Annotated in this window: 14 protein-coding genes; 3 read left to right on the top strand and 11 right to left on the bottom strand. The window is 41.4% G+C overall.

Annotated elements, in window-relative coordinates:
• Positions 1–199: 199 nt before the first annotated feature.
• From rseP to Q0R88_RS20500, 6 genes are all read right to left on the bottom strand, one after another.
• Positions 200–1,534 (bottom strand): RIP metalloprotease RseP, encoded by a 1,335-nt coding sequence (rseP, locus tag Q0R88_RS20525; RefSeq protein WP_295719815.1) that lies wholly within the window; start codon positions 1,532–1,534, stop codon positions 200–202.
• Positions 1,535–1,550: 16 nt separating this feature from the next.
• Positions 1,551–2,738 (bottom strand): 1-deoxy-D-xylulose-5-phosphate reductoisomerase, encoded by a 1,188-nt coding sequence (locus Q0R88_RS20520; protein ID WP_295719813.1) that lies wholly within the window; start codon positions 2,736–2,738, stop codon positions 1,551–1,553.
• Between the two features lie 229 nt (positions 2,739–2,967).
• Positions 2,968–4,470, bottom strand: a complete 1,503-nt coding sequence (locus tag Q0R88_RS20515; protein WP_295719811.1) for a GH3 auxin-responsive promoter family protein — start codon at positions 4,468–4,470, stop codon at positions 2,968–2,970.
• A gap of 3 nt (positions 4,471–4,473) precedes the next feature.
• Positions 4,474–5,247 (bottom strand): glycerophosphoryl diester phosphodiesterase membrane domain-containing protein, encoded by a 774-nt coding sequence (locus Q0R88_RS20510; RefSeq protein ID WP_295719808.1) that lies wholly within the window; start codon positions 5,245–5,247, stop codon positions 4,474–4,476.
• Between the two features lie 6 nt (positions 5,248–5,253).
• Positions 5,254–6,222: a glycosyltransferase gene (locus Q0R88_RS20505; protein ID WP_295719805.1), complete on the bottom strand. Its 969-nt coding sequence runs from the start codon at positions 6,220–6,222 to the stop codon at positions 5,254–5,256.
• Positions 6,223–6,404: 182 nt separating this feature from the next.
• On the bottom strand, positions 6,405–7,355 hold the full coding sequence (locus Q0R88_RS20500) for a glycosyltransferase family 2 protein (protein WP_295719803.1): 951 nt from the start codon (positions 7,353–7,355) through the stop codon (positions 6,405–6,407).
• A gap of 220 nt (positions 7,356–7,575) precedes the next feature.
• Here Q0R88_RS20500 and Q0R88_RS20495 point away from each other — a divergent pair, with 220 nt between their 5' ends.
• Together Q0R88_RS20495 and Q0R88_RS20490 are read left to right on the top strand one after the other, a co-directional pair.
• Positions 7,576–10,179, top strand: a complete 2,604-nt coding sequence (locus tag Q0R88_RS20495) for a M1 family metallopeptidase (RefSeq protein ID WP_295719800.1) — start codon at positions 7,576–7,578, stop codon at positions 10,177–10,179.
• A 310-nt stretch (positions 10,180–10,489) separates the two neighbouring features.
• Positions 10,490–11,470: an energy transducer TonB gene (locus Q0R88_RS20490; protein WP_295719798.1), complete on the top strand. Its 981-nt coding sequence runs from the start codon at positions 10,490–10,492 to the stop codon at positions 11,468–11,470.
• On the opposite strand, the gene Q0R88_RS20485 is transcribed toward Q0R88_RS20490, so the two are convergent.
• Complete coding sequence (locus Q0R88_RS20485) at positions 11,467–12,966, bottom strand: malate:quinone oxidoreductase (RefSeq protein ID WP_295719796.1); 1,500 nt, start codon at positions 12,964–12,966, stop codon at positions 11,467–11,469. The two genes, Q0R88_RS20490 and Q0R88_RS20485, sit on opposite strands and share 4 nt — an antisense overlap.
• Before the next feature lie 306 nt (positions 12,967–13,272).
• Between Q0R88_RS20485 and Q0R88_RS20480 the strand changes: the two genes are divergently transcribed.
• Positions 13,273–13,818, top strand: a complete 546-nt coding sequence (locus Q0R88_RS20480) for a hypothetical protein (protein ID WP_295719794.1) — start codon at positions 13,273–13,275, stop codon at positions 13,816–13,818.
• Positions 13,819–14,043: 225 nt separating this feature from the next.
• Here the strand turns inward: Q0R88_RS20480 and Q0R88_RS20475 are convergent, their stop codons facing one another.
• From Q0R88_RS20475 to Q0R88_RS20460, 4 genes are all read right to left on the bottom strand, one after another.
• The gene (locus Q0R88_RS20475; RefSeq protein ID WP_295719791.1) at positions 14,044–15,438 is read right to left on the bottom strand and encodes an arginine decarboxylase; all 1,395 of its coding nucleotides are present in this window, start codon (positions 15,436–15,438) and stop codon (positions 14,044–14,046) included.
• 114 nt (positions 15,439–15,552) lie between these two features.
• A complete protein-coding gene (locus tag Q0R88_RS20470) occupies positions 15,553–15,987 on the bottom strand; it encodes a hypothetical protein (RefSeq protein WP_295719789.1) in 435 nt (144 codons plus the stop codon).
• Positions 15,988–16,019: 32 nt separating this feature from the next.
• The gene (gene ctlX / locus Q0R88_RS20465; RefSeq protein WP_295719787.1) at positions 16,020–16,949 is read right to left on the bottom strand and encodes a citrulline utilization hydrolase CtlX; all 930 of its coding nucleotides are present in this window, start codon (positions 16,947–16,949) and stop codon (positions 16,020–16,022) included.
• A gap of 39 nt (positions 16,950–16,988) precedes the next feature.
• Positions 16,989–18,431, bottom strand: a complete 1,443-nt coding sequence (locus Q0R88_RS20460; RefSeq protein WP_295719784.1) for an arginine deiminase family protein — start codon at positions 18,429–18,431, stop codon at positions 16,989–16,991.
• Between the last annotated feature and the right edge of the window lie 86 nt (positions 18,432–18,517).

The raw sequence follows: 18,517 nt of genomic DNA, 5'->3' as shown, positions 1-18,517 counted from the left end.
TAAGGAATATTTGTTAACGGTTTTTTTATTCCCTCCCAACGGGAGGGGTGCGGCTGCAAATGCGCGCAATGGCAGGGAGGGGTTTCGCCGACATGCCATTCGCAGTGGTATTTGAACGCCTGATTTAGTACAAACTATGGGTAACAAAAACAGCCCGGAGGTAAATCCCCGGGCTGTTTCCATATGCAGAAAGAAGTGCTTACTTCTTCATTACTTGCTTTACAATATCATTACCAAAAACAAATACCATTAAAGTAACCAGTATTACAAACCCAACAATCTGGGCGCGTTCCAGGAACTTATCGCTTAGCGGCTTACCTTTAATCATCTCGATGATAAGAAATACAGCATGCCCGCCATCAAGCGCCGGGATAGGCAACAGGTTCATCAGGGCTAATACCATTGATAAAAAGCCTACCAGGCTCCAGAAGTGAACCCAATCTATAGTGCTGCCAAACAGGTTGGCAATTGCAACCGGACCGCTTACTGCTTTGTTAAACTTTACATCACCCTTAAATATTTTACCTAAACCTTTGGCGTTATCGGTAAAGGTGCTTATGGCTCTTGACGCGCCTATTGGTAAGGATGCAAAGAAACCATATTTAATAGTTCTTATCTCGGGAAGGTCGTTTTTAGATGGATAGAAACCCAATGTGCCATCATTACCTAACTGGGCTTTTATCACCATAGGGTTGTTATTGCGCTTTATGGTCAATTCAACCAGTTTTCCTTTGTTTTTTTGAAGTTCGGGTTTTACCTGGTCATAAAAAGCTATAGGAGAGCTATTAATGGCAACAATGCTATCCCCTTTGAGTAATCCCGATTTTCGTGCTGCTCCATTTGGAGATAAGGAATCAACTACAAATTTCATCCTTGGCACACGGCTTATAAATTCTTCAATACCGTTATCGCTCAGGTCATTTAATATGGTGTGCGGTACCGTTACACTTAACGTTTCGATACCGCGCTGAACGGTAAAAACCGTATTTTCAAGCAATACTTTAGGGCTGGTAAGGTCATCAAAGCGCTCAACAGCTTTGCCGTTAACCGCAGTGATCTTATCGCCGGCCATTAACCCGATTTTTTTACCAACTACGCCGGGTACAATACCATATTTAGCGCTTGAGTTTGGTATATAGCTTTCGCCGAAACGCATGGTCAGGATCCAGAATATCAGGATACCCAGTATAACGTTTACGGTAACACCGCCAAGCATTACTATTAAACGCTGCCAGGCTGGTTTTGAGCGAAACTCCCAGGGCTGCGGCGGACCGGCCAACTGATCGGTATCCATGGATTCATCTATCATACCGGCAATTTTAACATAACCACCCAAAGGCAGCCAGCCAATACCGTATTCAACACCTTTATATGTAAATTTAAACAGGCTTATGTTCCATGCGTCAAAAAACAGGTAAAATTTCTCTACTTTAATCCCGAAGGCGCGTGCAGCTAAAAAGTGCCCCAGCTCATGCAGGATTATTAAAATTGAAAGGCCCAGTACAAGCTGGCCCACCATGATCACTATACTCATTATTTATATTTATCTATTAGTAGTGTATTGCCTTTAACGGCAATTTTTGTATAAAATTTTGCGCAAAGATGCGTGTTTCTTTGTCAGTATTCAAATAGTCGGTTAAGGTTGGCTGTGCTATATAAGTTATATGTTGCATGCATTCCTCAATAAGGTTGCTCATGGCCAAAAATCCTATACTGTTGTTTAGGAAACCAGCCACAGCTATTTCATTGGCCGCATTAATAATACAAGGCATGTTACCCCCTTGTTTTAAGGCCATGTATGCTAAATTAAGATTACGGAAAGTATCCAGGTCTGGTTTTTCAAAAGTAAGATTTGGATAATCAGTAAAACTAAAACGTTTAAAATCATTTTGCACGCGGGAAGGGTAGGTAAGCGCGTACTGAATAGGCAGCTTCATATCGGGTAAACCCATTTGTGCTTTGATGGATCCATCTTTAAATTGCACCATCGAGTGGATGATTGACTGCGGATGAACTATTACCTCAATCTGGTCGGCTTCTATATCAAAAAGCCATTTGGCTTCTATCACTTCCAGACCCTTATTCATCAGCGAAGCCGAATCAATAGTAATTTTGGCACCCATTACCCAGTTAGGATGTTTAAGCGCATCCTCGCGGCTTACATTGGCCAAAAAATCAAGTCCCCGACCGCGGAATGGTCCACCGGAAGCAGTTATGATCAGCTTTTCGATAGGGTTCGCGCTTTCGCCGGCAAGGCATTGAAATATAGCCGAATGTTCTGAATCAACAGGAAGGATTTTTACACCATATTGTTTGGCGAGTGCGGTTACAATTTCGCCGGCTACAACCAGGGTTTCTTTATTGGCCAGGGCAATATCCTTGCCAGCTTTAATAGCAGCAATGGTAGGTTCCAGCCCGGCAAAGCCAACCATAGCGGTAAGCACCACGGCAATATCAGGATGGGTAACCGTATCTATAATTGCCTGATGCCCGGCAAGTACGTTTACAGGCAGGTGAGCCAATGCTTCCTTTACCTGCAGGTATTTACTTTGATCGCATATGATAACATACTCCGGCTCAAATTCAATGGCCTGGCTAATAAGTAAATCGGCGTTGGAATGTGCAGTAAGTAAAAAAGCTCTGAACAAATTGCCGTTACCCTTTATAACCTGGAGGGTTTGTGTACCTATACTGCCTGTTGAGCCAAATATGGCGATGTTTTTTTGTTGATTACTCAATGTAACTTTTAAATATTTCTAAAATCGCCAGTGCTTCATATCTCGCCATGACGTGTTTGTTAACGTAAGTACACTCTAAAGTGGCCTGTCACCCTGAGCCTGTCGAAGGGTCGCGCGCAGAGGCCTTTGCCCACATGCTTCGACAGGCTCAGCATGACAGCCCTTTTTTAAAATGTTATTTCCTTTTAAGGTTTTTGCGAAATTTTACCACTCGCAATAACGTGTTTTCTTATTTGCTAATATACTCATTTAAACCGTCAGCTATTTTTCTGTCGTTAGATAGCCTGGGTACTTTGTTTTGTCCGCCCAGCTTACCTTCCGATCTCATGTAATTGATGAACGCGTCTTTTTGCAGGCCTTGGATGATCAAAGGTTGCAAAATGTTACCTTCAATCAGGTCAAAATAGTAAATATTTTTCTTTTGCAGTGCTTTATCAACTTTTATGGCAAATGCATGAAGGTTGGCAGGTGGAGTGCCAAACTCCACAAACCATTCATGATAGGGCAACTGACCGGCCGGTGGATTAACCTGCGGTGCTACGGTGAACTCAATTACATCAACCGCCTCTTCTTTAGCAACAGTCATCAACGCGTGTTCTACTTCTTCGCCAATTACATGTTCGCCAAAGGCCGAGATATAATGTTTGATACGGCCCGTTACGATGATCTTATATGGGTTTTTGGAAATGAATTTAATAGTATCGCCCAAACTATATCCCCATAAACCGGCGCTGGTATTCATGATGAGGGCATAGTTTTTTTCCAGCTCCACATCCTTAATGTTGATTCGGGTTGGGTGCTCATTAAAATATTCTTCGGATGGAATAAACTCGTAGAATATGCCTGAGTTAACCAACAGCAACAGCCCCGTTTCTTTCTGCGAATCCTGGAAAGCAATAAAGCCTTCTGATGCTGGATACGTTTCGATGGAATCTATTTTAAAACCAATACTTTCCTCCATCCGGGCGCGGTAGGGCTCATAGTTTACGCCACCGTGCACATATAACTTAAAGTTTGGAAAAATGTCTTTCACCTTTTTGCCGCCGGCTTTTGCCGAGAGCCTATCGAAATACATCTGACACCAGGGTGGTATGCCGCTGATCAGGCGCATATCCTGGTTATAGGTTTCCTCAACAATGGCATCAACCTTTTGCTCCCAGTCTTCGATACAATTGGTATCATAACTGGGCAGGCGGTTTTTTTGCAGGTAAGCAGGCACGTGGTGCGCCACAATGCCCGAGAGCCTGCCGGTAGAAACGCCATTCTTTTCGGCCAATACCGGGCTGCCTTGCAAAAATATCATTTTACCGTCTACAAAATCGGCATTGCCGGTTTCATGGATGTAACTGAGCAGGGCATTACGGGCAGCTTTGATGTGCTGCGGCATGCTCTCTTTGGATATTGGGATGTACTTAACACCCGAGGTAGTGCCTGATGTTTTGGCGAGGTAAGCCGGCTTCCCCGGCCATAGCACGTTTTCTTCTCCTTTTACAACCCTATCAATATAAGGGCGCAGATCCTCATAGTCATGAATGGGTACATTTTTCTTAAACTCTTCGTAATTGTTGATCTGCGCAAAATTGTGCGCTTTACCAAATGTGGTATCCTTTGCCTGGTAAATGAGTTCGCTGAATGTTTTTTGTTGCAGGGCGGGCGCATTTTTGCGCAAGTGGTTAAGTTCCCTGTTTACCAGTGCAGCAAACGCTTTGCTCAATACAGATTTTAAACCCATTGTTTAATTGGTTTCGGCAATATCATCATCAACATCCTTGTGGCTGTAAACTAATTTACGGTAGGTTACCATAATTATTACCTGTATAAAAGGAAAAGTTAAAAGCACCCAGCAATAAGAAGCGAGGCGAAATATAAAGTCCCGTTTGCCCTCATCAAGCCCAAATAAACTTATTACAGCTACAAGTGGTATAAGGGTTACTACCAGAATAGAAATTATAATAGCAAAAATGCCAAGTGTTTTAAAGAAATTATCCTTAGTGATTTCGAAGCTTTGTTTTAATGATTCTATTGGGGCCGAGTCATCATCAACAATAAAACAAATGCAAAAAATGCTGCGCAAGCTGATATAAAGAATAAGCAATAATTCCACTACTTCAATGATGCTCGAAATGCCTAAAACCCTATCTGCAAAAAAATATATCAATGATAATATGAGGATAAACACACCGGTAATCAATCCTATTATTACAAAGTTGAAAGTCATTTTAAATGAAGGCAATATGTCTTTAAGCTCAAACTCATAATACTGCCTATCCATAAGGGTTAATATGAGTTTATAAAAGCTTAAACCAATATAACATTGTATAACCAACTGTATAAATATGAAAATGAATTTGGTTACATAATCACCTATAAGAAAAAAAGTTTTGAAAAAATCAACCACCTCATTAATGAACAACGATAGAACCGAGTACACTATAAGTGGAACGAAATTTTTCTTTAAAATATTCCATGCAGTTTTAATGGTTTCTGCAACAGAAAATGAGTGGTACATAGGTGGTTATGATCTGTTAAAAATTACCCGCTTCCAAAAATCCTGCATAAATCCTATTCCGTAGGCCGTAAGTTGAGTGAAGGCAGCTATAATGCTCAAAAATGCGATTTTTGCCGATCTGTTTTTCCACCAAGCGTGAAAAAATATTAACAAAATGATAATAGCCAGTATAAAGTTCCCCAATTGGGCTATTTGCCAGCCAAGCAGGTTGAAAATGAGGGTGAAAAGAATGAAAAGTGTAAAGGCTGCCGGGAAGAAATGAACTGCCTTTAATTCCCGTGGGAAAAATTTATAAATGTTGATCCGGGCCCGGCCAAAAAAATGTAGTTGTTTAAAAAACTGGATAAAATTGGTTCGCCTTTTATGAAAAACAATAGCATCAGGTATCAGCCCGATCTTGAAACCCATAGAATGAATGCGGATGCTATACTCAATATCCTCGCCAAGACGCGTTATGATAAACCCGCCTGCCTTTTCCCATACCTGTCTTGATACGCCCATATTAAAGCTGCGCGGGTGAAACTGCCCAATTCCTTTTTTATTACCACGTATGCCGCCGGTAGTAAAAGGGGAGGTCATGGAGTAGCTTATGGCTTTTTGCGTTGGCGTAAATGAAGCGTGTGCGCCATCTGGCCCGCCGTAAGCATCCAGGTAATTTGCGGCTAAAGAGCTGTTCACTATGTCCAGGTAATCGGCGGGGATCAGGCAATCCGAATCGAATATGATAAAGTACTCGCCTTTGGCCCTTTCAAAACCAAAGTTGCGGGTAAAGCCCTGGCCTTCGTTTGCTTTTTTAAAGTACCTAACATCAAGTTTATCGGTAAAACTGTTTACAATAGCCTCTGCATCGTTAACAGAACCATCCTCTATCACCAAAACCTCAAAGTCCCGGTACGTTTGCAGTACGAGGGTATCCAGCAGTTCTTTGATCTCCTGCGGGCGGTTATATAGTGGAATGATGATGGAAAAAAACATACTGTTAGATGTGCAAATGCGCAGATTTCAAATGTGCCGATGAAGCTGCGGATTTTATGATTTTTTTGATCTTAAATTTTGTTTGATTTTTTGATGTGCTCATAAGGTTAATCATTATACAATTTTTCACCCTCACATTAAACAATTCGCATCTGCATATCTGCACATCCGAAATTTGTACATCAAATCGTCTCCTCTACCTGGTAATGATTACGTTCACTTGAATTACGGGAAACCAGTTCGGCAACAAAGCCGGTTAAAAATAGTTGAGAGCCTAAAATTATGGCAACAAGCGCTATGTAGAACATGGGGCTCGAGGTCACATCTCTGTACTTTTCGTTGTGCGCGATTAGGTAAAGTTTATCAGCGATCATCCAGATAGCTATTACCAACCCGGTAAAAAAACTCAATGTTCCCAGGGTGCCAAAAAAGTGCATGGGGCGTTTGCCAAACTTACCTACAAAAAATATAGATAGCAGATCAAGAAAGCCGTTAACAAATCGGCTCATGCCAAATTTTGTCTTGCCGTATTTACGTGCCCGGTGCTCAACAACCTGCTCTCCAATTTTGGTGAAACCAGCCCATTTGGCCAATACAGGTATATAGCGGTGCATTTCGCCATAAACTTCTATATTTTTAACAACGGTGCTGCGATAAGCTTTTAAACCACAGTTAAAATCATGCAAATTATCTATGCCGCTCATTTTCCTGGTGGCGGCGTTAAATAATTTTGTCGGGATAGTTTTGCTGAGCGGGTCGTAACGTTTAGCTTTCCAGCCCGATATCAGATCGTATTTTTCTTCAACAATACGGCGATATAGCTCCGGGATCTCATCCGGGCTGTCTTGCAGGTCGGCATCCATGGTAATCACAACATCCCCACGGGTAGCTGCGAAGCCCATATTTAAAGCGGCAGACTTGCCATAATTACGCCTGAATTTTATCCCTTTTATAAAGGGATTGTTTAGCTTTAATTTCCTGATCATTTCCCAGGAACCATCCTTACTGCCGTCATCAATCAATATGATCTCATAAGTAAAACGGTTGTCGTCCATTACGCGGCTTATCCAAGAGGTAAGCTCGGGCAATGATTCAATTTCGTCATAAAGCGGTACTACTACTGATATATCCATTTATTCGGGATGCGACGTTGGGCTAAAATAATGTTTGCCCGCAATCATCCGCAAAAATATAAAAAATAGGTAATGGTTTGTATAATGATTTTTAAGGTAGATGATACTGTTGGTATTTAACGTTCTTTAACATCCTAACTATACTATGTAAAGTCTCAATTACGTTAAAAGCACTTGAAAATATTTGTATAACTTGCCCATCACTATAAATAAAACCCTTATGAAATTGAATAAAGCAATTCTCTTTGTGCTTTTGTGTACTTATTCGGCCTTAAGCTATGCGCAAAATGGCGATCAGCAGAGTGCAAAGTACGATCAGCATAAAGTGTTTAATCCTTTATTTTATCCCGAAAAAGGCAACGAATTCAGGAACGCGGGTGGGGCGCCCGGCGCAAAGTACTGGCAAAACCGGGCTGATTATAAATTGAATGTTACATTAGATACTGCAAAGCAACGGATTGATGGCACCGTTGTTATCAGTTATACCAATAACAGTCCCGATGCGCTAACATTTTTGTGGCTGCAGGACGATCAAAATATTTACCGCGAAGATTCAAGGGCCGAGGCTACCAGTAATGTGAGCGGTGGCCGTTTCGCCAACAAAACCTATACCAAGGGCGATGAAATAAAAGCTATCTATATCATTAAAAACGGCAAAACCATAAAGGCTGATTATTTAGTAACTGATACACGCCTGCAGATAAAGCTCAAAGATTCGTTAAAAGCGGCGGGCGGCAAGCTGCAACTAAAAATTGAATATGGTTTTGAGATCCCCAAATATGGTACCGACCGTATGGGCCGCCTGCAAACCAAAAACGGGTGGATTTATGAAATGGCGCAATGGTACCCACGAATGGAGGTTTATGATGATGTAGCCGGATGGAACACCTTACCATATCTTGGTGCAGGTGAGTTTTACCTGGAGTATGGCAATTTTGATTATACCATTACCGCGCCGGCAAGTTTAGTAATAACCGGATCTGGCGAGTTGCTTAATCCTGCGGAGGTTTATTCGCCGTTAACTGTTACCCGGCTTGCAGCTGCCCGCAATAGCGATAAAACGGTAATGATAAGGGATGAGGCTGATATTTTGCATAATAACGATTATCCTAAAAAGCCAACGCTAACCTGGCACTTTGCCTGCAAAAATGCCCGTGATATAGCCTGGGCAGCTTCAAAAGCATTTATATGGGATGCCGCGCGCATTAACCTGCCCAGCGGCAAAAAAGCCCTGGCGCAATCTGTGTACCCGGTTGAGGCAAAAGGTAATGATGCCTGGAGCCGGTCGACAGAGTACGTAAAAGCGGCTATTGAACTATATTCAAACCAATGGTTTGAGTATACCTACCCTGTGGCAACCAATGTTGCCGGTACGGTGGGTGGTATGGAGTACCCCGGTATTGTTTTCTGCGGATCTGAAAATAAAGCCGGCAGTTTATGGGAGGTTACCAACCATGAGTTTGGGCACAACTGGTTCCCGATGATTGTAGGCTCAAACGAGCGTAAATATGCCTGGATGGACGAAGGCTTTAACACGTTTTTAAACGATGTGGATACCCGCACGTTTAATAAAGGCGAATATTACCAGGTTACCGATCAGCAAAAGGCAGCGTCGGGTTTGTTTAGTGCCGATGCGGAGCCAATTATGACTATTCCTGATGTATTACAGGAAAACTTTTTGGGCGTAGCAGCCTATGAAAAACCAGCTTTGGGTTTAACGATTTTGCGCGAGCAGATCCTGGGCGAGCAGCGATTTGATTATGCTTTTCGTACGTATATTAAACGCTGGGCCTTTAAACACCCAACGCCCTGGGATTTTTTCCATACCATGGATAATGCCGCCGGCGAAGACCTGAGCTGGTTTTGGAATGAGTGGTTTTTTACCACCTGGAAGCTTGATCAGGGTATTACCGCCATTAACTATCCTAATGGCGATGCCACCAAAGGGGCGTTTATCACCATTGAGAATTTGGAAGAAATGGCTTTGCCTGTTACTATTAGCATAAAAGAAGAAAACGGCAAAACAGCTATAGTAAAACTCCCTGCCGAAATTTGGCAACGTGGCAGCGTATGGACATTCCCTTATAAATCAACCTCGAAAATAACTGTGGCAACCATTGATCCTGATCATAAGCTGCCGGATGTAAACACGGAAAACAATTCCTTTAGTGGCTTGCCTGTACCAAAAGGGGTAACTACCGCGAGCGTTATTAAAAACTACCTGGAGGCCATTGGTGGTGTTGATAAACTAAAAAATATAAAGGACCTGCAAATTTCATCAACGGCAAGTGTACAGGGTTCTGAAGTGCAAATGGTTACCAGGTATCGTACACCGGGGATGTTTTTTCAGCAAATTACGGTACCATCATACAGTAACCTGGTACTGAGCCATATTTTGGTAAATGATAATAATATAAGTGTGCAGCAGGTAAACCATGATGTTCCGTTAGATGACGTGGCAAAAAAACTGGTGAAAGAAAAAAGCAGACCATTCCCCGAACTGGACTACGAAAAGTATGGAAATACCATGGTGCTTGATTCAACCCTTAAGGTTGTAAATAATGAGATGGCTTATGAAATTGATGTAAACATTGCTGATGGTGCTGTGATCAGGAATTTTTATGATCAAAAAACCGGGTTGAAAGTGAAGCAGGTAGTAGATGGGCCGGTAAATTCCATCATCGAATGGAGTAATTATGAAGGCATAAACGGAGGGGTGAAGATCCCGTTTGTTATAAAAACAGTTGTGCTGGGCCACCCTGCCGATTTTAAGGTTAAAGAAACCGCGGTGAACAGCAATATGCCGGCGGTATCATTTCAGTAATAATCTCATCAATATTTTTATATTTAGGGCGCCATATTTAATATCGGCGCCCTTTTTATTTTTAGAAGAAATTTATATTTGCCTTAATCACCTTTATTGTATTTACCAGAGTAACCAGACATGTATATCCGAGTATTGATAACGAAGCTTTAAATGTAATGGCGCATTCGCCTGTCTGGGTTCCCAGCCGCTCATACGGCATCCCCACAAAGTTTTTATATCAAGTGCCTGTAAATTTTGTATTAGCAGACGGTTATTAAATATGGCACCTAAACAATTGACTCGTTAAATTTAATTCGTTTCTAACCCCATGCGTAAAATTACCAGCTTGTTTTTATTAATAACACTTTTTTATGCTGGTCAGGTAAGAGCCCAGCAGGATACCATAATATCATATATGCGCAACATGTACGTTGGTTATGAGATGATAAGAGTGACACCAATTGAAAACAAGGATAGCGCCGATTTTATCCGCAGAATTACAAAGCCTGATACCAGCGCAGGCAGCAATCTTTTCCCGGTTACAGATTATTATTTAAACGGAAAACCTAAATTGATTGGTACGTTGGTGATGGGCAAATTCACAGCCGATTTAGAAGGCTCATGCATTGAGTTTTACCCTAGCGGGCAAAAAAAGATCATTTGTAGTTATAAAAATGGCAGAAGGGAGGGCGATGCCATCGCTTATTATACCAATGGAAAGATTTATGAAACCGGTAAATATTACCAAGGACAGCTGGTACTGGCCTCCTGTAATGATTCAACCGGCAAGGTATTGGCCGAAAACGGCAACGGTTGGTGGATAAAGTTGATATCGGACTATAAAACTTTGCTCCAGGAAGGTGAGGTGGTTGATGGGCTTGAGGATGGCGAATGGAAGTACTACCCCAGCGATGACATATATTGCATATGCCAATACCGCAGGGGCGAGTTAATTTCGGGCATCAGTTATGATAAGCAAGGGAATAAATATCCCTTCACCAGTTTTGAGATGCAGCCCGAATTTGAAGGAGGTGTACAGGGATTTACAAAGTTTTTACAGAAAAATAGCCATTATCCCAGTGATGCAAAAGCCAGGAAAATACAAGGTAGAGTTATACTTACTTTCGTGATAGAAAAAGATGGTTCATTAACGGGTATAAGGGTTGTAAGAAGTATTGACCTCTTGCTGGATGAGGAAGCCATACGTGTATTGAAATTAAGCCCACCATGGAAACCCGGCCTTCAAAATGGCCGCCCGGTACGTGTACAATATACTGTGCCCATAAATTTTAGCCTGCCAGGCGGTTAATTTAACCCCAACGCCTTGCTTGTGCGCTCGCGCGTAGCCACGCTCAATGCTTCATCCTTAGCCAGCGATTGTCCATACGATGGAATCATTAGCTTTAGCTTTTCCTGCCATTGGGGTGTTTTGATATGGATTTTAAAGCAACGCTCAATAAGGTGAACCATAATTGGTACCGATGTTGAAGCGCCCGGAGAAGCTCCTAATAATGCTGAAATACTGCCATCTGCGGATGTTACCACTTCGGTACCAAACTCCAGCACACCGGTATGTTTAGCATCTTTCTTGATCACCTGTACGCGCTGGCCGGCAATGTCCAACGTCCAGTCTTCGGCTTTAGCCGTTGGCAGGTACTCCTGCAGGGCTTTAAGTCTGTCTGCAGGCGATTGCAATACCTGGCTGATGAGGTATTTGGTTAAAGGCCAGTTATCGCGCCCTACGGCAAGCAGGGGTAGTATGTTATTTGGTTTAATAGTGCAAAAGAGGTCAAGCAATGAACCCTTTTTTAAGAAACGCGTTGAAAAACCTGCATACGGACCGAAAAGTAACTCGCGTTTGCCATCTATCATACGTGTATCCAGGTGAGGTACAGACATTGGCGGCGAGCCTACTGATGCTTTACCATATACCTTAGCTTCGTGGCGCTTTATAACGTCGGGGTTACTACACACCAGCCATTGCCCGCTTACCGGAAAACCGCCAAAACCTTTACTCTCTTGGATGCCTGATTTTTGCAGCAGGGGCAAAGCACCACCACCAGCACCAACAAATACAAATTTGGCATTTAACTTTCTTTTTTCGCCGCCTGTTTTGTCTTTTACAGTAACCAGCCAGCTGCCATCTTTATTGCGTTTAAGGTTAGTTACATCATGATTAAGATGCAGGTTAACGCCAGGTTTTTGTTTAAGGTTGTTTATTAAGCTACCGGTAAGGCTACCAAAGTTTACATCGGTACCAATATCCATAAAAGTAGCGGATACCTCTTCCTGCTCATCACGGCCATCCATCACCAGGGGAATCCATTTTTTTATCTGGGTTTTATCCTCAGAGTATTCCATCCCTTTGAAAAAGTGATGTTTGATAAGGGCTTGTTGACGTTTTTTAAGATAGTTTACATTATCGGCACCCCAAACAAAACTCATGTGCGGCACCTTGCGGATAAAGCTTTGAGGCGATGCGATGTATTTTTGATCGATAAGATAAGTCCAGAACTCTTTGGTTATCTCAAATTGCTCCGCAATTTTGATGGCTTTTTTAATTTCAACTGTACCATCAGGTAGCTCGGGGGTGTAATTCAGCTCACAAAAGGCTGAGTGCCCGGTGCCGGCATTATTCATCGGGGCCGAACTTTCTGCGGCGATGACATCCAGGCGTTCAAAAATTTCGATGGTCAAATCTGGTTGTAGCTCCTTCAGCATCATACCCAGTGTAGCGCTCATGATACCTGCGCCTATTAATACTACATCAACCGTTGTGCCCGAAACTTTATCGCTATTAGTCATCTTATTATGATACCCTGTAACAGGTATTTTGAAATTAAATTACACCAGTTATAATCTGATTTTTGCCAAATTGTTATGCTAACAATAGCCCGCCGGCTTTATTTGTGGCAGGGGAAAATTAAATCAGACAATTTTAAGGATTTTTTAAAGAAAACGCGCCCTAATCTGTCCATAAATTGCAATAAAACCATGTTTAAATTTAAATAGGCAAGTTTTTGTACAATTTACCGCAGCTGTATTTATAATTATTTAACACAAAAGGACTAAAAATATGTATTTAATTAATCTACTATTGTGAAATTAAATATGAGTCAGAATAAGTTCAAAACCTGTTTTTTTATATGGATGACGGGTGTAATTTTAATAGCCTGTGATCAGCCTAAGGCCAAGCCTGGTCCTGTTTCAAAAGATATTTCAAAAACAACGGTGCAGGTGGCGGGCAAAAAAGATAGTGTGTTTAACAACCCGCTAAAGAATTATGGTAATGCTACCGTTGCCGAGCCGTGTGTAAAGTGCCTGTTGCAGGTAATACAGGAAAGTAAAAGCTTTAAGGAAAACACATACAGTTTATCGCCGCAAGATATAAATTACACGGTTAACTGGGTAAAAGCATCTGACCCTGCTTTAAAGCCCGATACCAGCAAGAGCACCAATGCCATCCGGGTTGATTTAAAGAGAATAGAAGATGGGGAGGATAAAATGCTGCTTTCATACGTGTATAACAATGCCGAAGGCACCATGTACCTCATCAATAACCAAAACAAGCTGGAACATGCTGTATCAAACATTACCCCCGAATTGCTGAAAAAGATCCGTAACAGTTGCTATTGGGGAGTGGCATCGGGGAAGTAGTTTGCAGTTTGCAGTTTGCAGTTTGCAGTTTGCAGTTTGCAGTTTGCAGTTTGCAGTTTGCAGTTTGCAGTTTTTTTGAGAGACCAACCAAGTTAGTCAAAATTCTGAAAATTCTTTAATTCTGTGAATTCTGGTTCAGACAAAAAGGTAACAAAAAAAGCGATGAGTATAAACCCATCGCTATAATTTTTTGCTGCGAACCGCTAACTAAAAACTGCTAACTGATTAAGTGGTATAGCCCAGTATCTTCAGTACTTGTTTACTGTTCTGCTCTTCGCCAAAAACTTCAAAGTTGAATGTTTCATCGCGGTTGCGGCGAATGATCACGTGTTTAGGCGATGGCAGCAGGCAATGGTGTATACCACCGTAGCCGCTTAGTACTTCCTGGTAGGCGCCTGTGTTAAAAAAGCCCAGGTATTGCACCTTACGGGTTTTAGGCATAAACACACTGTTCATGTGTGCTTCCTGGTTATAGTAATCCTGTCCATCGCAGGTGATACCGCCAAGGTTCACGCGCTCGTATTCACTGTCCCAGTTGTTAATCGGTAACAGGATGTATTTTTGGTTTAATGCCCAAACATCCGGCAGGTTGGTGATGAATGATCCATCAAGCATCAACCACCTTTCACGGTCGTTTTGTTGTTTACGGCCTAATACTTTGTATAAAATTCCAGATGCTTCGGCAACGGTATATTTTCCAAATTCGGTAATGATATCCGGCTCCATGGTATCATGCTCGGCGCAGATCTCTTTAATCCGGCTCACAATTTCGTTGATCATGTATTCATAATCAAAATCGAAAACCAGTGAATCTTTAAATGGCATACCTCCGCCAATATCAAGCGTATCCAGGTGTGGATTTATTTTTTTGAATTTGCAGTAAAGGGTTACGTATTTCTCCAGCTCGTTCCAGTAGTATGGCGTATCCGAAATACCCGAGTTGATAAAGAAATGCAACAGTTTTACCTGGAAGTTGGGATTATCCTCTATTTTATTATGATAAAAATCGATGATATCTTCCATACGCACACCTAAACGCGAGGTGTAGAATTGAGAGTCGGGCTGCTCCTCAGCCGCTATACGGATACCCAGGTTACAAGGGGTGTCCATCTCAATCTCATCATCGTATAGGTTAAATTCTTCCTTATTATCCAATACCGGGATGATGTTTTTAAAACCATCATGCAACATATCAATAATATATGTTTTGTACTGGAAGGTTTTAAAACCATTGCATATTACTGTTACATCCTTGTTTACAGATCCCTTTTTTTCAAGGGCATCAATCATCGGCATATCAAAAGCTGATGATGTTTCCAGGTGAATCTCGTTTTTAAGCGCCTCTTCAACAATATGTTTAAAGTGCGAGCTTTTGGTGCAATAGCAATATTTATAACTGCCGCGATAATTGTTTTTAATAATAGCCTGCTGGAATAGCAGCTTTGCCTGCTGTATCTTTTTAGATATCATAGGCAGATAGGTGAAGCGTAGGGGAGTACCATACGTTTCAATCATCTCCATTAAATTAAGGTCCTGAAAGTATAGTTCATCGTCGATGATCTCAAAACCATCCTGCGGAAAACCCACACTTAAATCAAGAAATTCCTGGTAACTCTGCATCCTTTAAAAATTTGGGGCAAAAATGTGATTTTTAAACGGAATAAACAGCTATTTGTTGGGATAAAATTTATAGTCTGAATGTAATTTGTTTACTACGCATATAACTGTCTGCTTTTATATTGGATGTCTTTTACTTGCATATATCATTTTGGCTCCGTCGTAATAGCTTTCCGTAAATTTGGACTTTGCGCTAAATTGGTCAAATATGGTTTTGAGATATATCACTTGATTATTTCTGTAATATATAATTGATGTTTCGGGATGTGGTACATTAATCGTCTTAGATATCCGTTTTATAGCTGTTTTACTTAAAGAGTCAGCATAAAAGACATACTCTTCTATAGTTCCGCCGTTTGTCATTTCACCAACCATATCATTAACCATTAAAAGTTTAATTGAATCCACCCTCTGTACATACTGATCAATTTCTTTTAATTTAAGTCTTAGGGAATAATCTAATTTGACCTTGGCAGCATCTGTAGCTATTTGGCAAAGTCCATCAGAATTTAAACAAATGAAAAGAATTATACTCAATAGTAAAGCTTTCATTATGTGTATTTAATGATGGAAATAATTAAAAATCAATTTGAATCAACAGGCAAATGTACCTCCGCCATCATGCACCTTGCACTGCCACCGCCATTAGTTTCAATGGTATTGATATCGGCATAAACCAGTTTGCCATATTTTGCCAGTGTTGCTCTTTGATCTTCATCTAATGCTTCAAAAGCATTTTTCGACATCACAATAAGCGTTTCGCCTTTATCATTCTTTACCTCTAGCATATTGCCTGCAAACCGGTTCATTTGCTCAAAGCTGATGGTAACAACTTCTTTTTTGGTGGATTTAAGTGATTCTAAAACCACAATGTGTTCATGCGGATTTGGAATGCTATCGGCACAGATCACCGCGAATTTGCTGCCTATGCACATTAAAACATTGGTGTGGTAGATAGCCTGGCTATGTTGATCTGCTGCTTCAAAACTGATAGGCTGATAACCGGTTTGTTCGCAAAATAGATCCAAAACTTCTTTATCTGTACGGGGCGACAGGCATGCATATGCAATTTTGTTTTCTCTATCCAATACCATGCTCCCGGTACCTTCCAAAAACTTATGATCAGCCTCAAAGCGACTAAGGTCAATTACATGGGCAACTTTAAATTTATCTTCCAGGTCGGTTATGATATCTTCCCGGCGTTCCAGTCTGCGGTTTTCTGCCTGCATAGGATACAGAAAAACGGTGCCATCATGGTGAAATGATACCCAGTTGTTTGGGAAGATGGAATCGGGCGTATAAGGCTGTGGTGTATCGTTCTCTACAGTAACATTTACACCATTATGCTTAAGCGTTTTTACAAAGTGATCAAATTCTGCCAGTGCCTTATCCTGCACAGCTTGCTGGTTGGGATTGCGTTTCTGAAAAGCGTTGCTTTCGGCAGTTTCCTCATTAAAGCCGAAGTTTACCGGCCTTATCATCAATATGTTGCTGGTTGATTGTTGATTAGTCATTGGTTATAGTTTTTTTTCTGAACCGGAATTTTCTTCAGGTTATACTACCTTATCCCTCAAAAGTGGCATGCTCATACAATGGAAACCACCACGTGCCCTGGAAAGTTCTGCCGAAGGCATTAAAATTAAGGTATCAGTTAAAGTTTGCGGATCAAGTTCGCCGGTTTCAAATTTTTGCAGCAGCTCATTAACTTTTATCACTTCAAAGCCCTTTTGTTTAAAGGCTTCAACTGTTTTATCGTTACGGTCATAGCCTAAAACCACGCCCTCTTTTAATGCTAAAAGGTTGCATGAATCTGTCCACTGTTCGCGTGCATCAAATGGAAAGGTGTTATTGCCCGAATAAATGAATTGAGTTTCTGTGGTACTTTCCAAATCTCTTTGACTAATATCAGTCAAAAGATCTTCCAGGCAGTTAAATATTTTTGTTTTTTTATTTTTTCTGAACTGAACTATCTCGGTACGGTCTTTTGATTTTTTATCGGTAAACCATGACATCGGCTCCTGCTCTTCCAATGGCGCTTCGGCAACAGCCAGCGAGCGCAGCAATACCCACGTATTGCGCTTAACCTGGGTGAATACCGTATCAATGTGCATATAATCGCGTTTATGCGGAATTTTTACAATGGTTACCTTTTTTACCACATCATTTTCAAATAGCAACTTAATGGCTTCATTGGCGCCGGTAATGGAGGTACGCTCGCTACAACCTATTAATAAATGCTGTGGACTAACCATCATCACATCGCCACCCTCTAAAGTGGTTTTTCCCTGGTTATCCTCGCCGGGGCGTAAAAAATGCTGGGCTGTTTCTGGAATTTCTAAAATGTTGTTCTGATAATCAGCAAAAAGCGGGTGATTAAAAAATATATACCTCATGAGCAAGGTTTCGCGGAAACGGGCCTTTTTTGCAGGCTTGTTCAGCAGCATAAAATTGTTAACTGCTATCCCTAAATCCCTCGAAAAAATAAGGTTTGGAATAGGGGCGAAGATCATTTCCTCGTTACTCAATGATCCTGATATGAATATTTTAGCCAGTTCAACAGGGTCGGTATCGATGAGTTGCTGTTGCAGTCGGTAATTGCAGCTTTCGATAGCGCAAACAGATGCCACCAGCTTTTTGCGAATATCTGCCTGTTCTAAAATATCTGCCAATAGGGTTTGTATCTCAATAACGTTGCTTGATGCGTGGAAGTTTTCGTTATCAGGCTTAAAAAACAAGCGGTCGTAATCGTTTTCAACCTGTTGAAGTTTGCCTTTTATCTTATCCGGATCTAAAAAATAGAGTAACAATTTTACATAGTAATCGTACTCGTTGCGGCGCATGGTATCCAGGTGCACAATATCTTCAAACAACCAGTCCTGTGCTTTTGATGGTACAACTTTGCCCAGGCCACTATCGGGGCTATGAATGAGCAGCGTACGCAGGGTGCCAATTTCGGATGTTACATCTATTTTAAAATCAGAATTTTTAAGTGCCATAAACAAGTATATCAAACACAAATCTATCAGAAATTAAATAAGAAAATGTGGTGGCCGCGTAAATTTGAGATAGGGCGATTTAAAAT

This window comes from Mucilaginibacter sp. (genome assembly GCF_025362475.1).
Taxonomy (GTDB): domain Bacteria; phylum Bacteroidota; class Bacteroidia; order Sphingobacteriales; family Sphingobacteriaceae; genus Mucilaginibacter.
Note: the sequence above shows the minus strand (reverse complement) of the source record. Positions and strands in the feature narration are given on the sequence as shown.